Here is an 18936-nt window from a genome sequence, read left to right on the forward strand (position 1 = left end):
CGGTGCCGTCGACGGGGTCCCGGTCAGGTCAGCCGCGGGCGCTGATGTCGTCGGCGGCCAGGCCCGACATCAGCAGGGTGATCGCGCGGAACGTCCTGGCCAGGGCATCTTCCCGATCCGCCGCGGCGGCGATGATCTGGTTGCCCTCGCACAGGCCTGCCAAGAGCAGCCGGGCGACGGTGGCGACAGGCACATCCGGTTGCAGGTCGCCGCGTTCGGCCAAAACGGTCAGGAGCCGTTCGATCGGCGGTTGGGCGACGGTTTCGTTGATGTGCCGGTACTGCTCGCCCAGGACCGCGGGTGCCTGGGCCATCAGCTCACGGTGCAGGGGGTCGTCGATGGTCCGCCGCAGGAAGGCGTGCGTGAGGTCGGCCACCGCGGTCATGGCAGGCTCGTCCGGCGTGGCCCGGACCGCCTCGGACGTCGCGTCTCCCAGAGCCCCGACCTGCTGAATGAGCTCCGTGTACAGCTCGGCGAACATCGCCTTCTTGTCCGGGAAGTGGTGATAGAAGGTGCCCTTGCTCACCAGCGCCGCCCCGGTGATGGCCTCGACCGACGTGCCCGCGAAGCCGTTGTCGACGAACAGTTTGCGCGCGGTCGCCACCAGGTCCGCCCGGGTCTGCTCCGCGTACATCTGGCGTCGGTTTGGCCCTCTCATGTGTGCCATCGTATATTCAATGACCCGAAGTCAATGAATGACTCACGGTCGGTCGATGGTCGTCATGACAACGCCCCCCGGGAAGGCAGGCGGAGCCGTGGGAAAGCGCAGGATCGTGTTGCTGGGCGCGACGGGATACACCGGACAGCGAGTGCTCCGGGAACTGCTCGCACGAGGCGAGAAGCCGACCTTGGCCGGGCGTAGCCGAACCAGGATGCTGGCTCTGGCTGACACCTTCGAGGCAGAGCTTCCGGTGTTCGAGGTGGACGCCACGTCGGCGTCCGACTTCGCGCGCCTCCTGGAGCCCAGCGACGTGGTCCTTTCTACCGTCGGGCCGTTCACCCACGTCGGTATGGTCCCGGTCACGGCCGCCGCGCGGGCAGGGGCCCACTACTTCGACTCCGCGGGGGAGGGGCCCTTCGCTCGCCGTGTCCGCGATGAGCTGGACTCCGTGGCCGCCGCCCGGGGAGCGACTCTCGTGCCGTCGTTCGGCTATGACTACGTGCCGGGCAACCTCGCCGGCGCGCTGGCTCTGGACACGGCAGGCGAGCGGGCACGACATGTCGAGATCGGCTACTTCATCACCCGCTCGGGACACGGGGACGAACTGCTCTACCGCAGCACTCTGCGCGACTCCTACACCCTGACCACGGCAGGTACGTGGCAGACACTCGTTGCCGCGGCGGCCGAGGACGGCTTCGCTTACCGTCCTGCACGTCCCGGGCAGCCTCCCCGGCTGATCGACGAACGTGCCGCCAAGAGGGTCCGCACATTTCGCTACGCCGGTGTGAAGCGTTCGGCCCTGACCGTCCCGGGCACGGAGCATCTCGGACTCCCGGCGGTTTTCCCTCAGCTGGAGAGTGTCGAGGTAGGCCTGGGCTGGCTCGGACGGTGGACCCGGCCGATACAGATCGCCGCCACCCTGCAGGCGCCATTGCTGCGGTCGGCGAAGGTGCGGGCCGCGTTGGCGCGATGGTCCGAGCGGCTCCCGGGATCCCGCCGTGAACCGGATCTCGACGGCCGTTCCCTGGTGATCGCTGTAGCCCGTGACGGACAGGGCCGGCCCCTGGTCACGACAACCCTCACCGGGCCGGATCCGTACGAGATGACGGGATCTCTTCTGGCGTGGGGCGCGGTGCAGGCAGCGGCGCCGGATGCGGTCCTCAAACCTGGCGCGCACGGACCGGTCGCGGCCTTCGGGCTCGACACCCTCAGGCTCGGTGCAGCCGAGGCCGGAGTGCATGAAGTCCATGAGGTGTCGGCGCCCCGCCGCCGCTGATCGCTACCCGGGCAAGATCATGGCGTCGGGGCGCTGAGATGGACGTACGGGGGACTGCCTGCGCTTTCCCTGAGGCAGGCGGCAGCTGCAGCTGCCACCAATGAGTTGATGAACAGGTTGTTCGATCGGGAGCCGGCCAGTCCCTCGCGAGGAGCCGACCACCCCAGCGGAAAGGAACCTTCCATGGACGAGCAGGGCGAGCGCTTCGACGTCGTGGTGCTTGGTGCGGGCCCCGGCGGATACGTCGCCGCCATCCGGGCCGCTCAACTGGGCAAGCGGGTGGCGGTCGTCGAGGAGAAGTACTGGGGCGGCGTCTGTCTGAACGTGGGCTGTATCCCCACCAAGGCCCTGCTGCGCAACGCCGAGCTCGCGCACCTCTTCACGCGCGAGGCGAAGACCTTCGGCATCAAGGTCGAGGGGCAGGTCTCCTTCGACTACGGGGAGGCTTTCCGCCGCAGTCGGAAGGTGGCGGACGGCCGGGTCAAGGGCGTCCACTACCTGATGAAGAAGAACAGGATCACGGAGATCAGCGGCCGTGGCACGTTCCTGGACCCGCACACGCTCCAGGTCGCCGACTACGACGGGAACACCCGCACCATCGGCTTCGACGACTGCATCATCGCCACCGGCGCCACCCCGAAACTGCTACCGGGCACCCGCCGTACCTCCCGGGTGGTGACGTTCGAGGAACAGATCCTCGCCGAGGATCTGCCGCAGTCCATCGTGATCGCCGGCGCCGGCGCGATCGGCATCGAGTTCGCCTACGTCCTGAACAGCTACGGGGTGAAGGTCACCGTCGTAGAGTTCCTGGACCGGGTCGCGCCGCTGGAGGACGAGGAGGTCTCCGCCGAGCTGGCCAAGCAGTACCGGAAGTTGGGGATCGACGTCCTCACCTCGACCCGTGTCGAGTCGATCGACGAGTCCGGCGCGCAGGTCCGTGTCACGGTCACCGGCAAGGACGGCGTCCAGCAGGTCCTGGAGGCCGACAAGGTCCTCCAGGCGATCGGGTTCGCGCCGAATGTCACGGGCTACGGCCTGGAGAACACCGGCGTGCGCGTCACCGAGCGCGGCGCGATCGACGTCGACGGCCGCTGCCGCACTTCCGTGCCGCACATCTACGCCATCGGCGACGTCACCGCGAAGTTGATGCTCGCGCACGCCGCCGAGGCGATGGGCGTGATCGCCGCCGAGACCCTCGCCGATGCCGAGACCATGGAGCTCGACTACGCGATGATCCCGCGGGCCACCTTCTGCCAGCCCCAGATCGCCAGCTTCGGTTACACCGAGGCCCAGGCGAGGGAGCAGGGGTACGACGTCCAGGTCGCCAAGTTCCCGTTCACCGCGAACGCCAAGGCCCACGGCCTCGGCGATGCGACCGGCTTCGTGAAGCTGATCAGCGACGCCAGGTATGGCGAGCTCCTCGGCGCCCACCTCATCGGCCCGGACGTCACCGAACTGCTCCCCGAGCTGACCCTGGCCCAGCAGTGGGACCTCACCGTCCACGAGGTCGCCCGCAACGTCCACGCCCACCCGACCCTGGGCGAAGCGGTCAAGGAAGCCGTCCACGGCCTCGCGGGCCACATGATCAACATGTAGCAGGGCGCCGTCCCCTCGAAATGCGGTGTGGGGATGCATCGGGGGTCTGCCGCGTTGCCGACCTGCGCGCGAGACAGTCAGATAGAGGAGATGGTGAGCAAGGGCAGGAGCGGCTGCCCATCGGTCTCCAGGCCATGGGCCCCAGCGGGGGCGATCTCACCACCATCGAGTTCGCCGCGCTGCTGGGCCGGGAAGTGGACGGCTTCGTGCCGCCTCCGGCATTCGCCACGTCGGCTGGCGCTCCAGACGGGACGGTGTCGGTGGCTCCGGTACCAGTGCGGCGTCGGATGTCCTTCCGTCGCCTTACTCGAGGAGTCAGCCGCTGCCCGGGCGCGGTCAATCGGGTCGGCAGCGACGGCGCGCGGGCCATCGTGGACGAGATCGTTGGCCATCTGGCACCCGAGGATCCCAAGCCCGCATGCGCCAAGGCCCTCGGACTCTTCGCGATGATGGCGGGGTCGCTGCAACTGTCCCGCGTCGCCTTCGGCTCGAAGCTCGCCGACGAGGTCCTTGAGAACGCCCTCGCGTTCATGTGCTGAGCGGTGCGGGATCAGGCCGGATCGACGAATATGTCGAGCGCGAGATCACCCTCAAAGCCGGCAGGGCTGTAGGCGGACAGGTCGGTGACGCCCTCGTCCGAGAGGACCTCGTCGTCGATGAACAGGTTGGCGGTGCACTTCCGCGCGTCACGCGTGACGATGGCGTACGCGGCGTCAGCCATGATCCGCGGATTACGGGCTTGTCCGGCGCCGCCGACCACATTGCGCACGGCGGCTGTGTTGATCAGGGTCCGCGGCCACAGCGAGTTGGCGGCGATGCCGTCGGCGGCGAACTCCTCGGCGAGCCCGATGGTGCACAGACTCATGCCGTACTTCGACAGCGTGTAACCGAGATGCTTCCCCACCCAGTGCGGCGCGAGGTTCAGCGGCGGGGAGAGCGTGAGGATGTGCGGGTTGCTCGCCTCGCGCAGATGCGGGATCGCTGCCTTGCTCAGCAGGAACGTGCCACGCGTGTTGATGTCCTGCATCAGGTCGTACCGCTTCATCTCCAGCTGCTCCGACGACGACAGGTCGATCGCGCTGGCGTTGTTGACCACGATGTCGATGCCGCCGAAGGCGCTGACCGCCGCGTTGACGGCGGTGCGCACATCGTCCTCTTCGCGGACGTCGCCGACTACGGCCAGCCCCTTGCCGCCCGCGCGCTCAACCTCGTCGACGGCGGTGTGGACCGTGCCTTCGAGCTTTGGATGCGGCACGGCGGTCTTGGCGAGCATCACCACGTTCGCACCGTCGCGGGCCGCGCGCAGGGCGATGGCGAGTCCGATGCCGCGGCTGCCTCCCGACATCAGGACGGTCTTGCCGGCCAGCGTCTGAGTCATGGCTGAACCTCCAAAATAGATTGCCGAACTAATGATACGCGATGCTAATGGTATCTTCCACGTATGACTTCGACTCCCACACGCCAGATCGACCGGCTCTACCACGAGCTCCTGGCCCCCAAAGAGACACAGTCCGTTCGCGCTGCCGTGCGCCGGATCGCAGAACGCGAAGTGGCTCCGCACGCCGTGGCGATCGCCGGTGGCGACGAGCGCACGGACGGCTTCCCCCGGCATGTTTTTGAAGGGCTTGCGTCGGCGGGGGTCTTCCGAATCCCCTTCCCCGGCGAGATCGGCGGCGACGGCCTGACCCACCCGGCGACCGCCACTGCCGCGGCCATCGAGGAACTGGCCTACTACTCGAGCAGCGTCGCGGCCGTCTTCGATGTGCACTGCATCCTGGCGGGCAACGCCCTGCGGCAGGGCACTGAGGAGCAGCAGCAGCGGTGGCTGCGAAAGGTCGCGGAAGGCTCAGTGGTCGGTGCCTTCGCCACCACTGAGCCGGATGCCTCCAGCGACCTGTCTCCGCAAGCGGTACAGACCGAGGCGATACGCACCGAGGCCGGCTGGGTGCTGAACGGCCACAAGCGGTGGATCTCCAACTCGCCCGTCGCCGGGTTCGTGGTGGTTCTCGCCCGCACCGGCACCCGGCTGAGCATGTTCATCGTCGACACGGCACTTCCCGGAGTGGAAGTCGGCCTTCCCGACCGCAAGATGGGCAACCGCGGCCAGCTCACCGCGGACATCCGCTTCACGGGAGTGCAGCTTTCCGACGACGACCTCCTTGGTGGCGCCGAAGGGCACGGACTGCGCCATGCGCTGTCGACTCTGACCTATGGCCGGATCGGCATCGCGGCTGCCGGGGTCGGCATGGCGCAGGCCGCCTTCGACCACACCGTGGCCCACCTGTCGACGCGACACGCCTTCGGCAAGCCGGTGGCCGCCAACCAGCACTGGCAGTTCCTGCTCGCCGAACGGGCCACCGAGATCGAGAACGCCCGCACCCTTTACACCAAGGCCGCCCTGCGCCTGGACGCCGGTGACCCGTCCCCGGAGCCCGAGGCCGCGATGGCGAAGTACTACGCCACCAAGCTGTCCGTGGACATGGCACGCGACGCCGTCCAAGCCTTCGGAGGCCTCGGCTTCGCGCGCGAACTGGGTGCCGACGGCAGTCCCGGCCCTGTCGAGGCGATCTACCGGGACAGCAAAATCGGCGAGATCTACGAGGGGACCAATGAGATCCAGAAGTGGGTCATAGCTCGGCAGATCTTCGGCCGGGCCATCGTCGGCTGATCGCCCAGGACGCGCCGGTGCAGTAAGCCGACGGACAGTGGGGCATCCCGTCGGCCTGCAGCGGTTCGCCGCCTCGGGCTTTCTCGTACGATGGACAGGACCATACGTATGACTAACCATGGGCGGGATAAACGATGTCCGAGGCTCCGCTGGTACCGGGGACAGTGGCCGAACACACCATCTGCCTGCTGGTCAAACTCGGACAGGTGGCGTTCAGGATCGCCGAGGACGGCATCGGCGGGACCGGCCTGCGAGTGCGGCATTACAGCGTCCTGCAGGCTTTGGCGGACAACGGTGCCATGCCGCAACTGGCACTTGGCTCGTTCCTGCGCATCGACCCCGCGACGATGGTGACGAGTCTCGACGACCTGGAGCGCGCCGGATACGCGGAGCGGACACGAGATCCGCAGGATCGTCGCCGCTACGCCGTGGACATCACCGCCGAAGGGCGCAAGGTTTTGGCCCGCCTCAACCGCACACTCGTCGATCTCGACGGCGAAATCCTCGCAGACCTGGGTGCCACGGAACGAGACTCGCTTCACGCCCTGCTGGGCAGCCTCGCGGGAAGTCCCACTCTGACCTCCCTGTTCGACGCCGTCCGGGAGCAGAATGGAGCGAGACGGGCTTAGCGGCTTGAGGGGATCGCACCTGGGTGCGGCGGTACGCCCCGGTTCTGGCGAAGTCCCGGAAGGGCGGCCGCCGAGGTCGCGCAGCAAGACATCGCCATCAAGCTTCCGGTGGTCCTCTACGACTACCTCGTCTGGCGTGGGTACTTCGACGACCTGATCGCCGTCACAACGACCGCCTGCGCCATCGCCCACCAGGCAGGAGCAATCGCCGCAGAGGCAGGCGCATGGAACAACCTCGGCATCGCACTGAACGGTGCCTCACGCTACGCCGAAGCTCTCGCCGCCTACGAGCGGGTCCTCGCACTTTTTGCTTCACTCGACGATCACAACGAACGGGGTAAGGCACTCAATGGGAAGGGCTCTGCCCTGCACGACTCCGGGAAACCTGCAGAGGCGTTGCTAATCCACCAAGAGGCTCTCGCCATCCAGCGAGCCGTAGGGGATCTGCGCGAACAGGCCGCGGTGCTGAACAACCTTTCCCTGGACCATCAGGAGCTCGAGAACTACGCAGAGGCGTGTGCAACAGCAGAAGAGGCCGCCTCCCTTTTTCAACGTCTCGGCGACCCCACGAATGAAGCGAATGCACTGTGCGCGGCGGCTTTCGCGCTGCAAGCCTCGGGACGGCCTGAGGCGGCACAGGCTGCTTGCCAACGCGCCGTCGAGGCCAGCCGTGCCGTGGGGAGCCCGCTCGTTGAGGCGGCGATTCTACTGACCTGTACTCAGCTGGACGACCTCTCACCACAGCAACAGATCGCCTACTGCTTGCAGGCAGAAGCGGCCTGCAAGCAAGCCAACGCCCGCGACCTCCACGCCCATGCGTTGTGCGGTATCGGCATGGCATTGACCACGTCGGGTGACAGAGACCAGGCCGTCACCTACTTCGTGCGCGCGGAGCGCATGTTCGAAGACCTCGGCCTCATGGAGGAAGCAGGGCAAATCGGCGATCTGCTCGCCGCCCTCCAAACCTAACCATTGGTCTGGCGCCCTACTCATTGCGCCTTTGCCTGGGGCCGGGTGAGGTCGGGTGGGTAGCCCTTTGCACGAAGCCAGGTGTCGAGGGCCAGGACGACGATGTCGCCGTGGGGAACGTCGTGGTCGGCGTTGTAGCGGCGGATTCGTCGCTGGAGTTGCAGGATGTCGGGGACGGCGTAGTTGAGCTGTCCGCGTTTGATGTTGCGGTTGCCGATGACCGCGAGCGTGTCTGGATGAGGGGCGAGTGGATCGTCGGCGGGCTCGGACTGGGCTTCGAGTGTGTCGGCCATGTCGCGTAGCCGACGGGCGTGGTGGGAGAGGTCGGGCACGAAGGCTGCTCCGATCAGTCTGGCTAGGCGGCTAGTTAGCCGCCTATTGGGCTATTGGAATAGTCGGCGGAAGGGGCGGCCGCGCACTCAGCGAGCTGGCGGCCGCCCCCTGTGCCGTACGGCGTGTCAGAAGCCGCGGGTGGTGAGCCATTCGTCCAGTGCAACCGAGACGATGTCGCCCATGGGCAGGTGGTCGAGTTCGTTGTCCAGCGCGAAGCGCTTGATGCGCCTTTTCAGCTTCAGCGCGGCGGGGACCGAGGAGTCGAGGCTCTCGCGCGCGATGATGCGCTGATTGAGGACGACCGCCGCTTCCGGGATGTCTTTCGGGCGCCCCGACCCGTGCTCCCATGAAGTCCCGTTACTGGGCGCCGTATCCGAACCGGCTTGCTGCTCGTGCTGAGGATTCGCTGCGCCAGCACTCACAGGGAACGCAGCGGCTCCCATAACGGGAAGAACTGTCGAGTGAATCGCCACCTCAGCGGTGTGCGCCACACCCGGAGCAGCTCCCGTGTCTTGAGACGCCCCCTGCTGCGAGACGTGCTCGGCCAATGGCGTGGGCTGAGCCGTAGGTGCTGAAGGCTGTGCAGCCGGGGCCACGGTCTGCCCAAGCGCCTGCCACTCCATCGACGCCACAGGAGATTCTGTTCCGGCCTCGGAGGCGACGACGGCTGGGCGGGCTGGCTGACTGGCAGCAGGGTCCTGCACCGGGCTGCCCGGCGCGGCCTCGACGCGCGGGTGGGCGGGCGGTGCCGCGGGCTCCTGCGCCACCTCGGCCATCATCTCGGTCGGGTCCTGCGTCGATACCCCGATGGATACAGCGGGCTGAGCCTGCGGCTCGCTGGCAGCGGGACGGCCTTCGCCCTGGGCGGTGGCCTGTTCGGTGGCGAACTGCTCGGGGGTGAGCTCGGCGGTCGGGGGAGGGGGCGGCGGGGTCGTCTTCTTGGCCCCGCCCAGGGGACGCCCGCTGGTGCGGCGGGCGGGAGGCTTCGGCCTCTCGTTCTTCTCGCTCATGCCTCGGTCAGCTCCTTCATCAGGTTGGCGTACTCGCTCAGTTCGGTCGGGATCTCGCCGAAGGCCTCCATGTAGTGCACCCAGGAGTGGATGGTGGTCTCGGCGAGCGGGAACGGCTCGTCACGGTCCGGGCCGATGCCCTCGCCCTCGGCGGGCTCCAGCAGTTGCTCCTTGGCCCGGCCGGGCAGGCTGGTGCGGTCGTCGGCCTTGACCATGACCACGTGGGCGGTGACGTCGTGGGGGTTGCGGGCGGCGGCGCGCTCGGCCTCGTCGAAGGTGGCGACGAGCTTGCGGCGTTCGATCTTGGTGGGGGCGACGGGGACGAGCAGCAGGTTGGCCTCGGTGACGGCCTCGTGGAAGATGCGGGCGCTGCCGCCGCCGGCGTCGACCACGATCGCGCCGAACTCGGTGCGCTTGGTGCGGATGTATTCGGCGATGTCGTCGAAGGGGTAGCGCTCGATGACGAGGTTGGTGGGGATCTCGAAGCCGGCGGCCTGGGCGACCTTGAACCAGTCGTAGGCGGCCTGGCTGGTGGCGTCGGCGTCCAGCAGCAGGGTGGGCAGGTTGAGGACGACGGCGTAGTAGAGGGCGATGAACCAGGCGGAGGTGGTCTTGCCGGTGCCGCCCTTGAGCATGCCGACCACGATCACGAAGGCGTCCCAGACGCCAGCCGTGCCCGTGGCTGCGGCTGCGGCCAGGGTCTTGCTACGGGTGTTCTCACTCACGAGTGCTTGATCTCCTGAATCGGGAAAAGTGTGTTGACGTGCGTGCATCGGCGAGAAGGCCGACGCCGGAGGCGGCTGAGTACGGACGGAGGAGGACCCCGTGCTGCGGAGTCGGGTTCGGGATGGCTCGTCATCGGTCCCGTGACTTGCCGGACCCGGACAGGGACACGCGCAGACGCGCTCATGACCGCTTCCTCGGGTCGTGGGCCGGTCCGTGGTGGTGCCGGGGCCGCATACGGGTGCCCGCCTGGTGCAGGAGCCGGTAGACGGTGCCGACGGAGTAGTTGCACCCCTCGGCGAGGTCCGGCACGGTGGCGCCGGCCTCGTACCGCGCACGCGGGAACAGCGCGAGCTTCATACGCCGTGCGGCATTGGCCGCGGAGCGGATGCGGAGTGTCTGCTGGGTGGTGCGGGGTGTGCCCCCGGCCTCGATCAGCAGCCGCCGAGCGGCACGACGTGTCACGGAACCCGCCGCGGCCAACTCCGTGAGTGTGGCGCCCTGTTGTTCGTAGAGGCGGCGTAGATGGGCCGCGAGGTTGCGACGGGCTTGCCCGTCGCGCAGCCTGCGCGTCTGCCACGAGGTGCGCATCACGGTCCCGGCCTCGCGCAGTCGGTTGAGAACCGTCCCGTACGACAGGCCGCTCATCGCGACGAGTTCTTCGACCGTGGCGCCGGCCTCGTACTGCTCACGCAGGGCCTCCGGGGCCACGGGTTGGCCGTCGACGGAAGTGTTCGGCAGGTGGTGTCGGGTCATGCGGCGGAGTTCCATTCGCTGAGGGCTTCGGCATGGGCGGCGGCCAGTTCGTCGTAACTGCGCTGGTCGGATGGGGTGATGAGGATCAGGCGGCCGTCCGTGGCGATCCGCCAGTCGGGTGTAGCGCGGCCGGTGAGCGGATCGAGGACACGCCCGCCGGAGGTGCGCCAGGCGGACGGGATTTCGTCGGGACGTGGCCCGGGGATCAGGACCTGGCGGCCGTCGCGGACGATCACCACGGCCTTGCTGCGGTGCTCTGCGAGCCGGTCCAACGCCTCCCGGTACGCGGCGCGTTGGGCCGCGTGCAGGGCCCTGCGCCGGGCGGCGAGTCCCCTGGTGCCGTGCTGCTCGGCGACTGTGTCCCAGCCCTGTGCGCGCACGGCGTCGCGTCCGGGAACGAGAGCCGGAAGGCTGCTGCCGAGACCCTCCAGAGCACGCGGTGTGAGGGCCCAGGTCTCCCCGGTGTGGTGGGAGAGGCCGTGCTCGGCGAGGCGTCGAAGGATCCGGTAGGTGGTGGCGCGGGAGACCGATGAGCTGCCGACGAGCTCGGTAACGGTTTGGTGGGGGCGCTGGCACAGAGCACTGATGATCACGAGGGCGGCGCTGCCGAGGCCGTGGTGGGCGAAGGCGTCGTGACCCATCAGCTGGCCGAGGACGGTGGAGTCGATGTCGGCAGTCGTGGCCGTCTCAGGAGTGGGCCACTCCTCAAGTGCCGGGTCGGGGGGGTACTGAGTGGTGCGGAAACGAGACGACGGCGCGTTGAGGTACCAGGTCGAGCCCTCCCGGCCATGACCGACCCGCAACCGGCGCAGCCAGCCCTGTGGCTTGAGGACACTTTCGTAGACGGCCCGCAATGTCGTGCGGGAGATGCCGGCTTCTTCGGCCGTCTGCCGCTCACTGGCATGGTGCAGGAGGCCGCCCGCGGTCTCAGCGAAGTTCAGGTGCGCCCGCAGGACCCGCAGAGCGGTGCGTCCCCGCTCTCCGCGCCAGGGCGTCGTCTCGATGCGGTCGCGCAGCCCGGCGAGCACCTCGTACGCCTCGTGCCGGGAACCCAGCGCCCTGCTGGTGTCGACGGCTTCCGAGGCACTGGACCACACCCGGCGGATGTAGCCGAGCGCACGCGACTCGCCCGAGCGCAGCGCGATGCTCCGGGCGTGCCTGCCGCCCTCATGCTCGGGATGTAGCAGAAGCTGCGTCAGCTGGTCGAAGGTGCCGCCGATACGGGCCACGTGGCAGGCGATGGCCGCGGTGATCCGGTGCCCGTGCTCGGCCGCGCCCTGACGGTCCCCGCGCAGCACCACCGCCCGACCGTCGGAGGCGAGTCTGCTGTAACTACCGGCGGCGTAGCGGCCGGTGAGGTCCCCGAGGAGTACGAGATCGGAAACAACCGGAGGCAGGTGTGAGAGGCCCGAGGGGCCGGACGGGTGAGAGTGCCGCTGCTGGGGGTTCGTCTGGTAGGTGCTGTGTGGCACGGTGGGGTCGTCTCGCAAAGACGTGGACGCCACCCAGGCCCGCTAAAACCACGGGTGGTGTCCGGGACCGACCTCCAATCGGTGCCGGCCAAGGCCTCCAGGACGGCCATCCTGGAGGCCTTCGCGCGTCTGGCCCCGAGCGGAGGCAGGCGTCCCCATCGCAACTCGACCGGGGTGAGCCAGAATGCCGCCAGAGTCGCCCACTCGTGATCCACGCCGTCCAACTCGGGTCTCTCAAAGGCCAGTTGGAGAGGCTGTTGCCTCTGACTGCCTTTGAGCGACCCGGGTCGAACCGGGGTCGAATCAGAGTGTTTTCCTCTGACTGCCTCCGCTCGCCTCTGCAACCCGTCCTAGCAGGTCACAGCCTCATCGCCCCCACACAAGCGCAGGTCAGAAAGGTGCGCTAGCTGTACCACTGGTTCCTGGCGAAGGCGGTCATGTGAGGCATGGCGTTCCCGTCCCTGAGAGCGGGGCGCCCTCGCCCCGCGTGCCGTGGTTGGACTCAGGGTCGTGACGCTTGCGGTGAGTCGGCAAGGCGGCTTCTGTCAGGCGGAAGGACTTCCGTGAAGAGGCTGGTCAGAGTGCGGGCCCGTCTGTCGGTGTTCGGACCGTTGGGCCGATGAAGGCAGGCTGAGTGGCTGCCGCAGGCGGCCAGGTGGGGAGGGACTCACCAGCAGCTTCTTCGTCTGCTGGTGGTAGACGTCATCCATTTCGCTGACCAGTGGGAACAGCGTCCACACGAGGCAAGCGGGGGCCGATGGCCCGCGGATGGTCCGGATCTCGGACTCAGGCCAGATCCGACGGATGTCCGGCGTCTACTTGGGGTTGGTGGTCGCTCAACCTGGCAGCAACGAACTCAAGCACCTTGACCGTCGTCCGGTTCCACGGCCCGCCGACGGCCACGGCTGACGGAAAGACCGTCGTCCGCTTTGCGGCCACGCTGAGCCGGTTCGTCATTCCTCCCACGGCCGCCAGTCGTCCTCGTCGTCCCTCCGCCACAGGCTGATGTCCCGGTCGCGCAGCGCCGTACGCAGTTCGTGCGGTGCCAGCCAGGAGTGGAGCGGAACGAGGCCGGCGGTGCGGAGCCGACCCGCCAGCAGGTGGTCGACGGCGATACCGGCGAGCAGTGAGGGGATGCGACCGCCGTCCTGCGCGGCCGTCATCCCCAACCGCCGGACGACCTGCCGGCCGCCGTGCTCACCGCTCACGGTGACCGTGAAGCCGCCGGCCTCGTCGCCGACCCGGCCGACGAGCCACGAGAGCGCCCGCACCAGCGGGGTCCAGCGCTTGGTGGCGCGGGGTCGCCCGGTACGGGCACGCAGCGCTGCGAAGAGCCCCAACGCCCGGTTGACTGCGGTGAATTCGGTGCCGGCCTTGAAGGCGATCGTGCCGGCACGGCACAGTTCGGCCAGGACGTCCAGGTCGGCCATCTCGTACACCTGGTGGACCAGGCGCCTGCCGACCGGCGGCGGGAACAGGGTCCACTCCGGCTCGGACCAGCCGTGCACCAAGGTCTGTACGCCGCCGCGGGGAGCGCTGAACGGGAGCCCTGCGCCGTGCATCATCGCCTCGAACATCGCCGGGCCGCGGTGGCGCCGGGTGTCGGGAGCGGCGCAGCACAGGACGCCGTCGACACGGTCCATGCCACGTGCGAGGTCGTGGACGACCAGCGCCTGCAGGCCCGGCACGACGGACGCCCCGGTCAGGACGGGAGCCGTCGCGGAGCGGGCCACCGTCGTCGCCGCGTCCAGGAAGGCACGGTCCTCGCAGATGTCGACGTACGGAACTCCGGCGGACACCGCTGCCCGCAGCGGCCCGAGCGGGTGGGTGCCGGGGCCGTCGAGGGCCTGGAACGGGCCCGCGCAGTGCACGACCGCGGCCGCGTCACCGAGGAGGCCGCCCAGCCGCTCCAGGGCGTCGCGGTCGCCTGCGACCCAGCGGACCCGCTCGGACGGGAAGGGCGGATCCGGCAGCCGACGGGAGACCACGGTGACGCGGACGTCGGGGCGGCGCAGCAGATCGGCGACGACGTACCGGCCGTAGAAGCCGCTGCCCCCGACCACGACGATGTTCGGTTCACTCATGCGGCGGGATGCTACGGCACCTGCACAATACGGTCATGTTCATATCACATACGACTTCTCCCGTTCCCCGAGAGCGACTGCACCGACGGGTCTTCGCGGCGGCTGGCATCTACAACATCGCCTGGGGCTGCTACGCGGCCCTCGACCCCCAATGGCTGTTCCGGGTCGCCGACATGGCCCCGCAGAACCATCCGCAGATCTTCATGACGCTGGGCATGGTGCTCGGCCTGTACGGCCTGCTCTACCTCGACGTGGCCCTGCGCCCCGCCGAAGGCTTCCTCATCGCGGCGGTCGGCCTGGCCGGCAAGGTCCTCGGACCGCTCGGCTGGCTGTGGCTGGCCCTCACCGGCCAGTGGCCCCTGGCCTCCGGCGTCATCCTCGTCACCAACGACCTGATCTGGTGGATGCCCTTCGCGCTGTACCTCCGCGACTGCTTGCCGCAGTGGCGGGCCCGGTACCTGCTCGCAGGGCAGTAGGCCGTATGTCGTTCGGATGACGCCCGGACGCCGGGCCCGGCTACGTAGTGGATCACGTGGTTCTACGGATGCTGCCCGGGTGCGCGGTAGATCAGGATCGTACGAATTCCTGGCGTCCGCGGTGCGCGTGTGCCGCGGGGCCGGCAGACCACTGCCGGCCGGTACCGCCAACAAGTGCCCGCAGGAGGCGTGGAACTTGCACCTCGCAGCTGCGCCCCGCCGGCATGCGGTGCGCGTGAGGAGTGGACCCGCAGGCTACGTCCTCACCTGCCAGACCATCGCCGCCTCCGCCACACTCAGCGTCGACTTCGACAGGTGAACGCGGATGTTCCGAGATCGGGCTGGGAGGTGCACGCTTTGGAATCGATCACCAGGTTGTGACGGGGAATCGGGGAGAAGGGGGAGCCGTGGCCGCCGAGGTGACAGGAAGTTTCGAGTACAGGATCATGCACATCGTCGACAGGCACGTGAACGGCGGCGGAGGCATGACCTTGTCGACCGCCCTCACCAACGCCACGACCGGCTGCCTGGAGCGTTTCGAGGACCGCGCGAACCAGATCCATGAGACGTGCGACCACTGCGGCGCGCGGCTCCTGGTGACCCTTCCGTCGTTCGCCGACGTACGCCGTGAGCGGCGCGTGCACGGTGTGCTGTGGAAGGTCTTCGCCTTGGCGACGATCCTCTCGGGCTACGGATTCGTGCACGTGAACCGCACAGCCACGGGCTTGGGATACGGGCCTGGTCTGGCCTTCGCCGTCACCATGTTCGCGACCCTCTTCTTCGCATACCGCACCTTACTGAGCGGGCTGCGGTCGACCAGCGTGGGAGGGCCTCATGTCACCCGCGTCGACAGCCCGGATCGCGGAAACGTCCAGCACAGGTGGGCTTGGGTGACAGCGGACGAGGACTCGTGACGCGACGCGATCGGCGCTAGTAGGGCCGTAGGTAGGCCCACGACATCACCGACCCCGCGTCGATCCGCACCTTCGCCAACGGCGCCTTCGAGTCCTTTGCCCCGGCGGCGACAGAGCTGTCACGCGGACAGAGGACCAACGCCGTGGGCCCGGCGATCTTCACCGAGTTCGCAGCTGCCTCCGGCGACCTCTCAGCCGGCGTCCCACCAGTACCGGTGCAGAAGGCTGCCCAGGCCTACGTCCGCTCGATCGACGGAGGCCGGACCGGAAAGGTCTACCTGGTCGAATGACGCCCCAGGGATCGTGTAGTCGGCTCCCGCCGGGGATGATGACGTTTCTATGAGGGTATCGGCAGGTCGTGCAGGCAAGGTTGCGGAGGAGCGACAACTCGGCAATGATCACGCGGACTTGGTGGGGAATGGAGACACACTGGTACCGGCGTTGGACGAGACGGCGACGATGCTGGTCGGCAGAACTGACGAACTGAAGCGGCTCATCTCGGTGATCGGCAGTCTGGGGCAGGACGGCGTCCCCGCTGTCGTAGACATCGCCGGAGACGCCGGCATGGGGAAGAGCCGGCTGCTGAGCGAGCTCTGTGCGCGGGCGCGGCAGGGTGGGTTGACCGTGCTGCGCGGCACGGCCACGGAGTACGAGCAGCACACTCCGTTCCAGACGTTCACGGACGCGTTCGCCGACGTCGATCGTGCCTTTCTCGACTCGGATGCCGTGCCCGAGGCGGCGGCACCTGTGCTGCGCGGAGCCGACAGTGTGCAGGGCTCGGAGTCGGGTTCGGGCAACCGTGACCGGTTCGGCCTCTATCGCGCCGTCGCGGACGTGCTGACCGGGCTCGGGGAGCGCAGCGGGTTGGTGATGGCTCTGGACGACCTGCACTGGGCGGATCCCGCGTCTTTGGAGTTGTTGGACCATGTGATCCGGCACCCGGTGGGCGGCCGGGTGCTTGTGGTCGTGGCCCGTCGAGAACGGCAGACGCCGCACTCCCTTGCCGCTGCTCTGACACGCGGCGTCGACAGTGGGGCCGTACAGCGCATGGCGCTGCGACCGCTGCCCGAGCAGGCGTCGATCGAGGCGCTCGCCTCCGACCTGCCACTGGGCGACGCGAAGGAGATCTACGAATCCAGCGAGGGCAACCCGCTGTACCTCCACTGCCTTCTGCACGCCTACCGGCATGGCGCGTCGTCGCGCGGCACCACCGTCCGGGCCCACGACGACACCGCGTCCGGAGTGCCGAGCGGACTGGGATCCCTGCTCCTGGACGAACTGACCGCGCTGACCGCGACGCAGCGCCGTACCGTCGAAGCGGTGGCGGTCCTCGGCGACCATGCCACGCCCGCAATGCTGAGCCTGACGACCGGACACACCACGCCGGAGGAACTCGACGACTGCATGGGTGCACTGGCGCGGCGCGATCTGCTGCGCATGGGGTCCGACGGCCGCTGGACACTGCGCCACCCGCTGCTGCGGGCACTGGTCTACGAGAACACCGCCGCACCACGCCGCGCCGAGATCCACCGCGGCGCGGCGGACGAACTGGCCCGGGCAGGTGCCTCAGCCGCCGAGCGTGCTCATCACGTCGAGCGGTCGCTGGTCGGCTGGGATCCCGTGGCGGCGGCCGTGTTGAGCGAGGCGGCCGCCCGGTTCGCCCACACGGCGCCCGCGACGGCCGCCCATCTGCTGGACGTCGTCCTTCGGCTCATGCCGGACACGCCCGCCCACGCACAGCAGCGTGGAGAGTTGACGCTGGCGCGCGCCAGAGCACTCGGTGTGGGCGGCAGCCTGCGGGAGAGCCGCGATCTGCTCCACATGCTGATCAGCAGGTCCGGGCAGGACGACGCATCGCTGCGCGGGGATGCGATAGCGCTGTGCGCCATGATGGAACGGCATCTCGGACACTCCCCGGAAGCGATCGCCCTGCTGCAGCGGGAACTGGTCCGCAGCCCCGGCCCCGAGCCCCGCCAGGCGGTCTCCCTGGGTCTCGCGCTGGGCATGGCCGCCCTGAACACCGTCTCCTACCCCGACGTACGCGACGACATCGAGCGGACGCTCGCGGTGGCCCGCTCCCACGGCGACCTCATGGGAGAGATGGGGGCCTTGGCGCTGGGGGCGTTGGGAGAGGCATACGAAGGGGAGACGGCGGCGGCCCGCCGGTTCGCCGATGCCGCCGCCGGGCTCGCAGACGGTCTGACCGACCCCAACCTCACGGAACTGTGCGAGTCGCTGGTGTGGCTGGCCTGGGCGGAAGCCCTGCTCGAGCGCTACGCCGACGCGGAACGCCATGCCGACCGGGGTCTGGACATCGCCCGTCGCAGCGGTCAGGTCCACGTCCTGCCCCACCTGCTGAGCAGCAAGGCCTTTGTGCACCTCAACACCTGTCGGCTGCCGTCTGCTCTGGAGTCGGCCGAGGAGGCGGAAGCCGTCGCACGAGCCATCGGCAGCAGCGATCTCCTGGCCTTCACCCTGTGTTTCAAGTCGCTGATCCTTCTCCTGCGCCGCCCCCTGGGCGACACCAGGGCCTTGACGACCGCAGAGGAGGCCGTGGCCGCGGCCGGCGGAAGCAGACACTGGTGGGCGTCGTTGGCCAGGTGCGTGCTCGGGCACACGGCGCTCGTGAGCGGCGACCCGCACCGCGCGCAGGACGCCATCCTGAAGGCCGGCGGTCCCGAACTACTGGGGCTGCAGCCCTCCATACGCCCCGGCCAGCTGGACACCCTCGTCAGCACCGCCATCGCGATCGGCGACGCCGAGCAGGCCGCGCGCTGGGCCGCACGAGCCGTCGAGGAAGCCAACCGGATGGGTCTGCACGGTCAGCGCGGGGCGGCACTGCGCGCCGAGGCGGCGCTCGCCCAGCACCACGGTGACGCCCGCGCAGCCGCGGACCTCTTCGAGCGCGCCGCGCAGGCGTACGCCCCCTCCGGTGCGACGCTCTGGGAGGCGTACTCCCTGCTGCTGGCCGCTGTCCAGGCGCAGGCCGCGGGCGACGTTCCGCGCGCCGTCGCGATGTGGGAGCGGGCCCGCCGTATCGCCGACGACGGCGGCGCGCGCCTGCTGTCCGACCTGGCCGAGCTCGTGCGCCCCCAGACCGAGGAAACCGTGCGCGCACCCACGGAGCTCGACCAACTGACCACACGTGAACGGGAGATCGCCGAACTCGTCGCCGAAGGACTGAGCAACCAGGCCATCGCGACGAAGCTGTACCTCAGCCGCCGCACGGTCGAGACCCACCTGTCGGCCATCTACCGGAAGACCTCCGTGCCGTCCCGCTCGGCACTGGCAGGCCTCATGACGCGTGCGGCCCTCGACCGGCGCGCGTGAACAACCCACCAGACGCGCACCACAGTTGAGGCACGACGC

At 68.8% G+C, this 18936-nt stretch carries 18 protein-coding genes; 10 read left to right on the forward strand and 8 right to left on the reverse strand.

Features of this window, described 5'->3' with window-relative positions:
- Positions 1-28: 28 nt before the first annotated feature.
- Positions 29-658, reverse strand: coding sequence for a TetR/AcrR family transcriptional regulator (locus ACFY0T_RS18380; RefSeq protein ID WP_388871051.1), 630 nt, complete (start codon positions 656-658; stop codon positions 29-31).
- 64 nt (positions 659-722) lie between these two features.
- On the opposite strand from ACFY0T_RS18380, the gene ACFY0T_RS18385 reads away from it, so the two are divergent.
- The 3 genes from ACFY0T_RS18385 to ACFY0T_RS18395 all read left to right on the forward strand — a co-directional run bounded on the left by ACFY0T_RS18385 (position 723) and on the right by ACFY0T_RS18395 (position 4072).
- Positions 723-1937, forward strand: coding sequence for a saccharopine dehydrogenase NADP-binding domain-containing protein (locus ACFY0T_RS18385; RefSeq protein ID WP_388871053.1), 1215 nt, complete (start codon positions 723-725; stop codon positions 1935-1937).
- Between the two features lie 183 nt (positions 1938-2120).
- Positions 2121-3533 carry a dihydrolipoyl dehydrogenase gene (gene lpdA, locus ACFY0T_RS18390; RefSeq protein ID WP_388871056.1) on the forward strand — a complete coding sequence of 471 codons (1413 nt, stop codon included), beginning with the start codon at positions 2121-2123 and terminating at the stop codon, positions 3531-3533.
- Positions 3534-3667: 134 nt separating this feature from the next.
- On the forward strand, positions 3668-4072 hold the full coding sequence (locus ACFY0T_RS18395) for a hypothetical protein (RefSeq protein ID WP_388871059.1): 405 nt from the start codon (positions 3668-3670) through the stop codon (positions 4070-4072).
- 11 nt (positions 4073-4083) lie between these two features.
- On the opposite strand, the gene ACFY0T_RS18400 is transcribed toward ACFY0T_RS18395, so the two are convergent.
- Positions 4084-4911, reverse strand: coding sequence for an SDR family oxidoreductase (locus tag ACFY0T_RS18400; RefSeq protein WP_388871062.1), 828 nt, complete (start codon positions 4909-4911; stop codon positions 4084-4086).
- Between the two features lie 63 nt (positions 4912-4974).
- Here ACFY0T_RS18400 and ACFY0T_RS18405 point away from each other — a divergent pair, with 63 nt between their 5' ends.
- The 3 genes from ACFY0T_RS18405 (at position 4975) to ACFY0T_RS18415 (ending at position 7799) form a co-directional block, all read left to right on the forward strand.
- On the forward strand, positions 4975-6201 hold the full coding sequence (locus ACFY0T_RS18405) for an acyl-CoA dehydrogenase family protein (protein WP_388871065.1): 1227 nt from the start codon (positions 4975-4977) through the stop codon (positions 6199-6201).
- Between the two features lie 164 nt (positions 6202-6365).
- The gene (locus ACFY0T_RS18410) at positions 6366-6830 is read left to right on the forward strand and encodes a MarR family winged helix-turn-helix transcriptional regulator (protein ID WP_382278936.1); all 465 of its coding nucleotides are present in this window, start codon (positions 6366-6368) and stop codon (positions 6828-6830) included.
- A gap of 108 nt (positions 6831-6938) precedes the next feature.
- Positions 6939-7799 (forward strand): tetratricopeptide repeat protein, encoded by an 861-nt coding sequence (locus ACFY0T_RS18415; protein ID WP_388871068.1) that lies wholly within the window; start codon positions 6939-6941, stop codon positions 7797-7799.
- Positions 7800-7819: 20 nt separating this feature from the next.
- Here ACFY0T_RS18415 and ACFY0T_RS18420 read toward each other — a convergent pair whose 3' ends face one another.
- From ACFY0T_RS18420 to ACFY0T_RS18445, 6 genes are all read right to left on the reverse strand, one after another.
- Positions 7820-8092 carry a hypothetical protein gene (locus ACFY0T_RS18420; RefSeq protein WP_351613292.1) on the reverse strand — a complete coding sequence of 91 codons (273 nt, stop codon included), beginning with the start codon at positions 8090-8092 and terminating at the stop codon, positions 7820-7822.
- A 165-nt stretch (positions 8093-8257) separates the two neighbouring features.
- The gene (locus ACFY0T_RS18425) at positions 8258-9142 is read right to left on the reverse strand and encodes a hypothetical protein (RefSeq protein WP_382278940.1); all 885 of its coding nucleotides are present in this window, start codon (positions 9140-9142) and stop codon (positions 8258-8260) included.
- A complete protein-coding gene (locus ACFY0T_RS18430) occupies positions 9139-9867 on the reverse strand; it encodes a ParA family protein (protein WP_388871071.1) in 729 nt (242 codons plus the stop codon). Before ACFY0T_RS18430 ends, ACFY0T_RS18425 begins: the two co-directional genes overlap by 4 nt.
- Before the next feature lie 181 nt (positions 9868-10048).
- On the reverse strand, positions 10049-10621 hold the full coding sequence (locus ACFY0T_RS18435) for a helix-turn-helix domain-containing protein (RefSeq protein ID WP_388871074.1): 573 nt from the start codon (positions 10619-10621) through the stop codon (positions 10049-10051).
- Positions 10618-12093 carry a helix-turn-helix domain-containing protein gene (locus tag ACFY0T_RS18440; RefSeq protein WP_388871076.1) on the reverse strand — a complete coding sequence of 492 codons (1476 nt, stop codon included), beginning with the start codon at positions 12091-12093 and terminating at the stop codon, positions 10618-10620. The genes ACFY0T_RS18435 and ACFY0T_RS18440 overlap by 4 nt, the downstream gene beginning before the upstream one ends.
- A 953-nt stretch (positions 12094-13046) precedes the next feature.
- Positions 13047-14177 (reverse strand): saccharopine dehydrogenase NADP-binding domain-containing protein, encoded by a 1131-nt coding sequence (locus tag ACFY0T_RS18445; protein ID WP_388871079.1) that lies wholly within the window; start codon positions 14175-14177, stop codon positions 13047-13049.
- A 35-nt stretch (positions 14178-14212) separates the two neighbouring features.
- Here ACFY0T_RS18445 and ACFY0T_RS18450 point away from each other — a divergent pair, with 35 nt between their 5' ends.
- The 4 genes from ACFY0T_RS18450 (at position 14213) to ACFY0T_RS18465 (ending at position 18897) form a co-directional block, all read left to right on the forward strand.
- Entirely contained in the window at positions 14213-14653 is a 441-nt protein-coding gene (locus ACFY0T_RS18450) for a hypothetical protein (RefSeq protein WP_388871082.1), read from the forward strand.
- 407 nt (positions 14654-15060) lie between these two features.
- On the forward strand, positions 15061-15567 hold the full coding sequence (locus tag ACFY0T_RS18455; RefSeq protein ID WP_388871085.1) for a hypothetical protein: 507 nt from the start codon (positions 15061-15063) through the stop codon (positions 15565-15567).
- Between the two features lie 143 nt (positions 15568-15710).
- Positions 15711-15857 carry a hypothetical protein gene (locus ACFY0T_RS18460; RefSeq protein WP_388871088.1) on the forward strand — a complete coding sequence of 49 codons (147 nt, stop codon included), beginning with the start codon at positions 15711-15713 and terminating at the stop codon, positions 15855-15857.
- A 151-nt stretch (positions 15858-16008) separates the two neighbouring features.
- Positions 16009-18897: an AAA family ATPase gene (locus ACFY0T_RS18465; RefSeq protein ID WP_388871091.1), complete on the forward strand. Its 2889-nt coding sequence runs from the start codon at positions 16009-16011 to the stop codon at positions 18895-18897.
- Positions 18898-18936 lie beyond the last annotated feature (39 nt).

Source organism: Streptomyces sp. NPDC001530, assembly GCF_042894545.1.
Taxonomy (GTDB): domain Bacteria; phylum Actinomycetota; class Actinomycetes; order Streptomycetales; family Streptomycetaceae; genus Streptomyces.

Coding starts and splice junctions, on each gene's coding strand:
- ACFY0T_RS18420 (WP_351613292.1), bottom strand. CDS start 8,092: ATGGCCGACACACTCGAAGCCCAGTCCGAGCCCGCCGACGATCCACTC.
- ACFY0T_RS18435 (WP_388871074.1), bottom strand. CDS start 10,621: ATGACCCGACACCACCTGCCGAACACTTCCGTCGACGGCCAACCCGTG.
- ACFY0T_RS18445 (WP_388871079.1), bottom strand. CDS start 14,177: ATGAGTGAACCGAACATCGTCGTGGTCGGGGGCAGCGGCTTCTACGGC.
- ACFY0T_RS18400 (WP_388871062.1), bottom strand. CDS start 4,911: ATGACTCAGACGCTGGCCGGCAAGACCGTCCTGATGTCGGGAGGCAGC.
- ACFY0T_RS18385 (WP_388871053.1), top strand. CDS start 723: ATGACAACGCCCCCCGGGAAGGCAGGCGGAGCCGTGGGAAAGCGCAGG.
- ACFY0T_RS18405 (WP_388871065.1), top strand. CDS start 4,975: ATGACTTCGACTCCCACACGCCAGATCGACCGGCTCTACCACGAGCTC.
- ACFY0T_RS18395 (WP_388871059.1), top strand. CDS start 3,668: ATGGGCCCCAGCGGGGGCGATCTCACCACCATCGAGTTCGCCGCGCTG.
- ACFY0T_RS18425 (WP_382278940.1), bottom strand. CDS start 9,142: ATGAGCGAGAAGAACGAGAGGCCGAAGCCTCCCGCCCGCCGCACCAGC.
- ACFY0T_RS18450 (WP_388871082.1), top strand. CDS start 14,213: ATGTTCATATCACATACGACTTCTCCCGTTCCCCGAGAGCGACTGCAC.
- lpdA (WP_388871056.1), top strand. CDS start 2,121: ATGGACGAGCAGGGCGAGCGCTTCGACGTCGTGGTGCTTGGTGCGGGC.
- ACFY0T_RS18380 (WP_388871051.1), bottom strand. CDS start 658: ATGAGAGGGCCAAACCGACGCCAGATGTACGCGGAGCAGACCCGGGCG.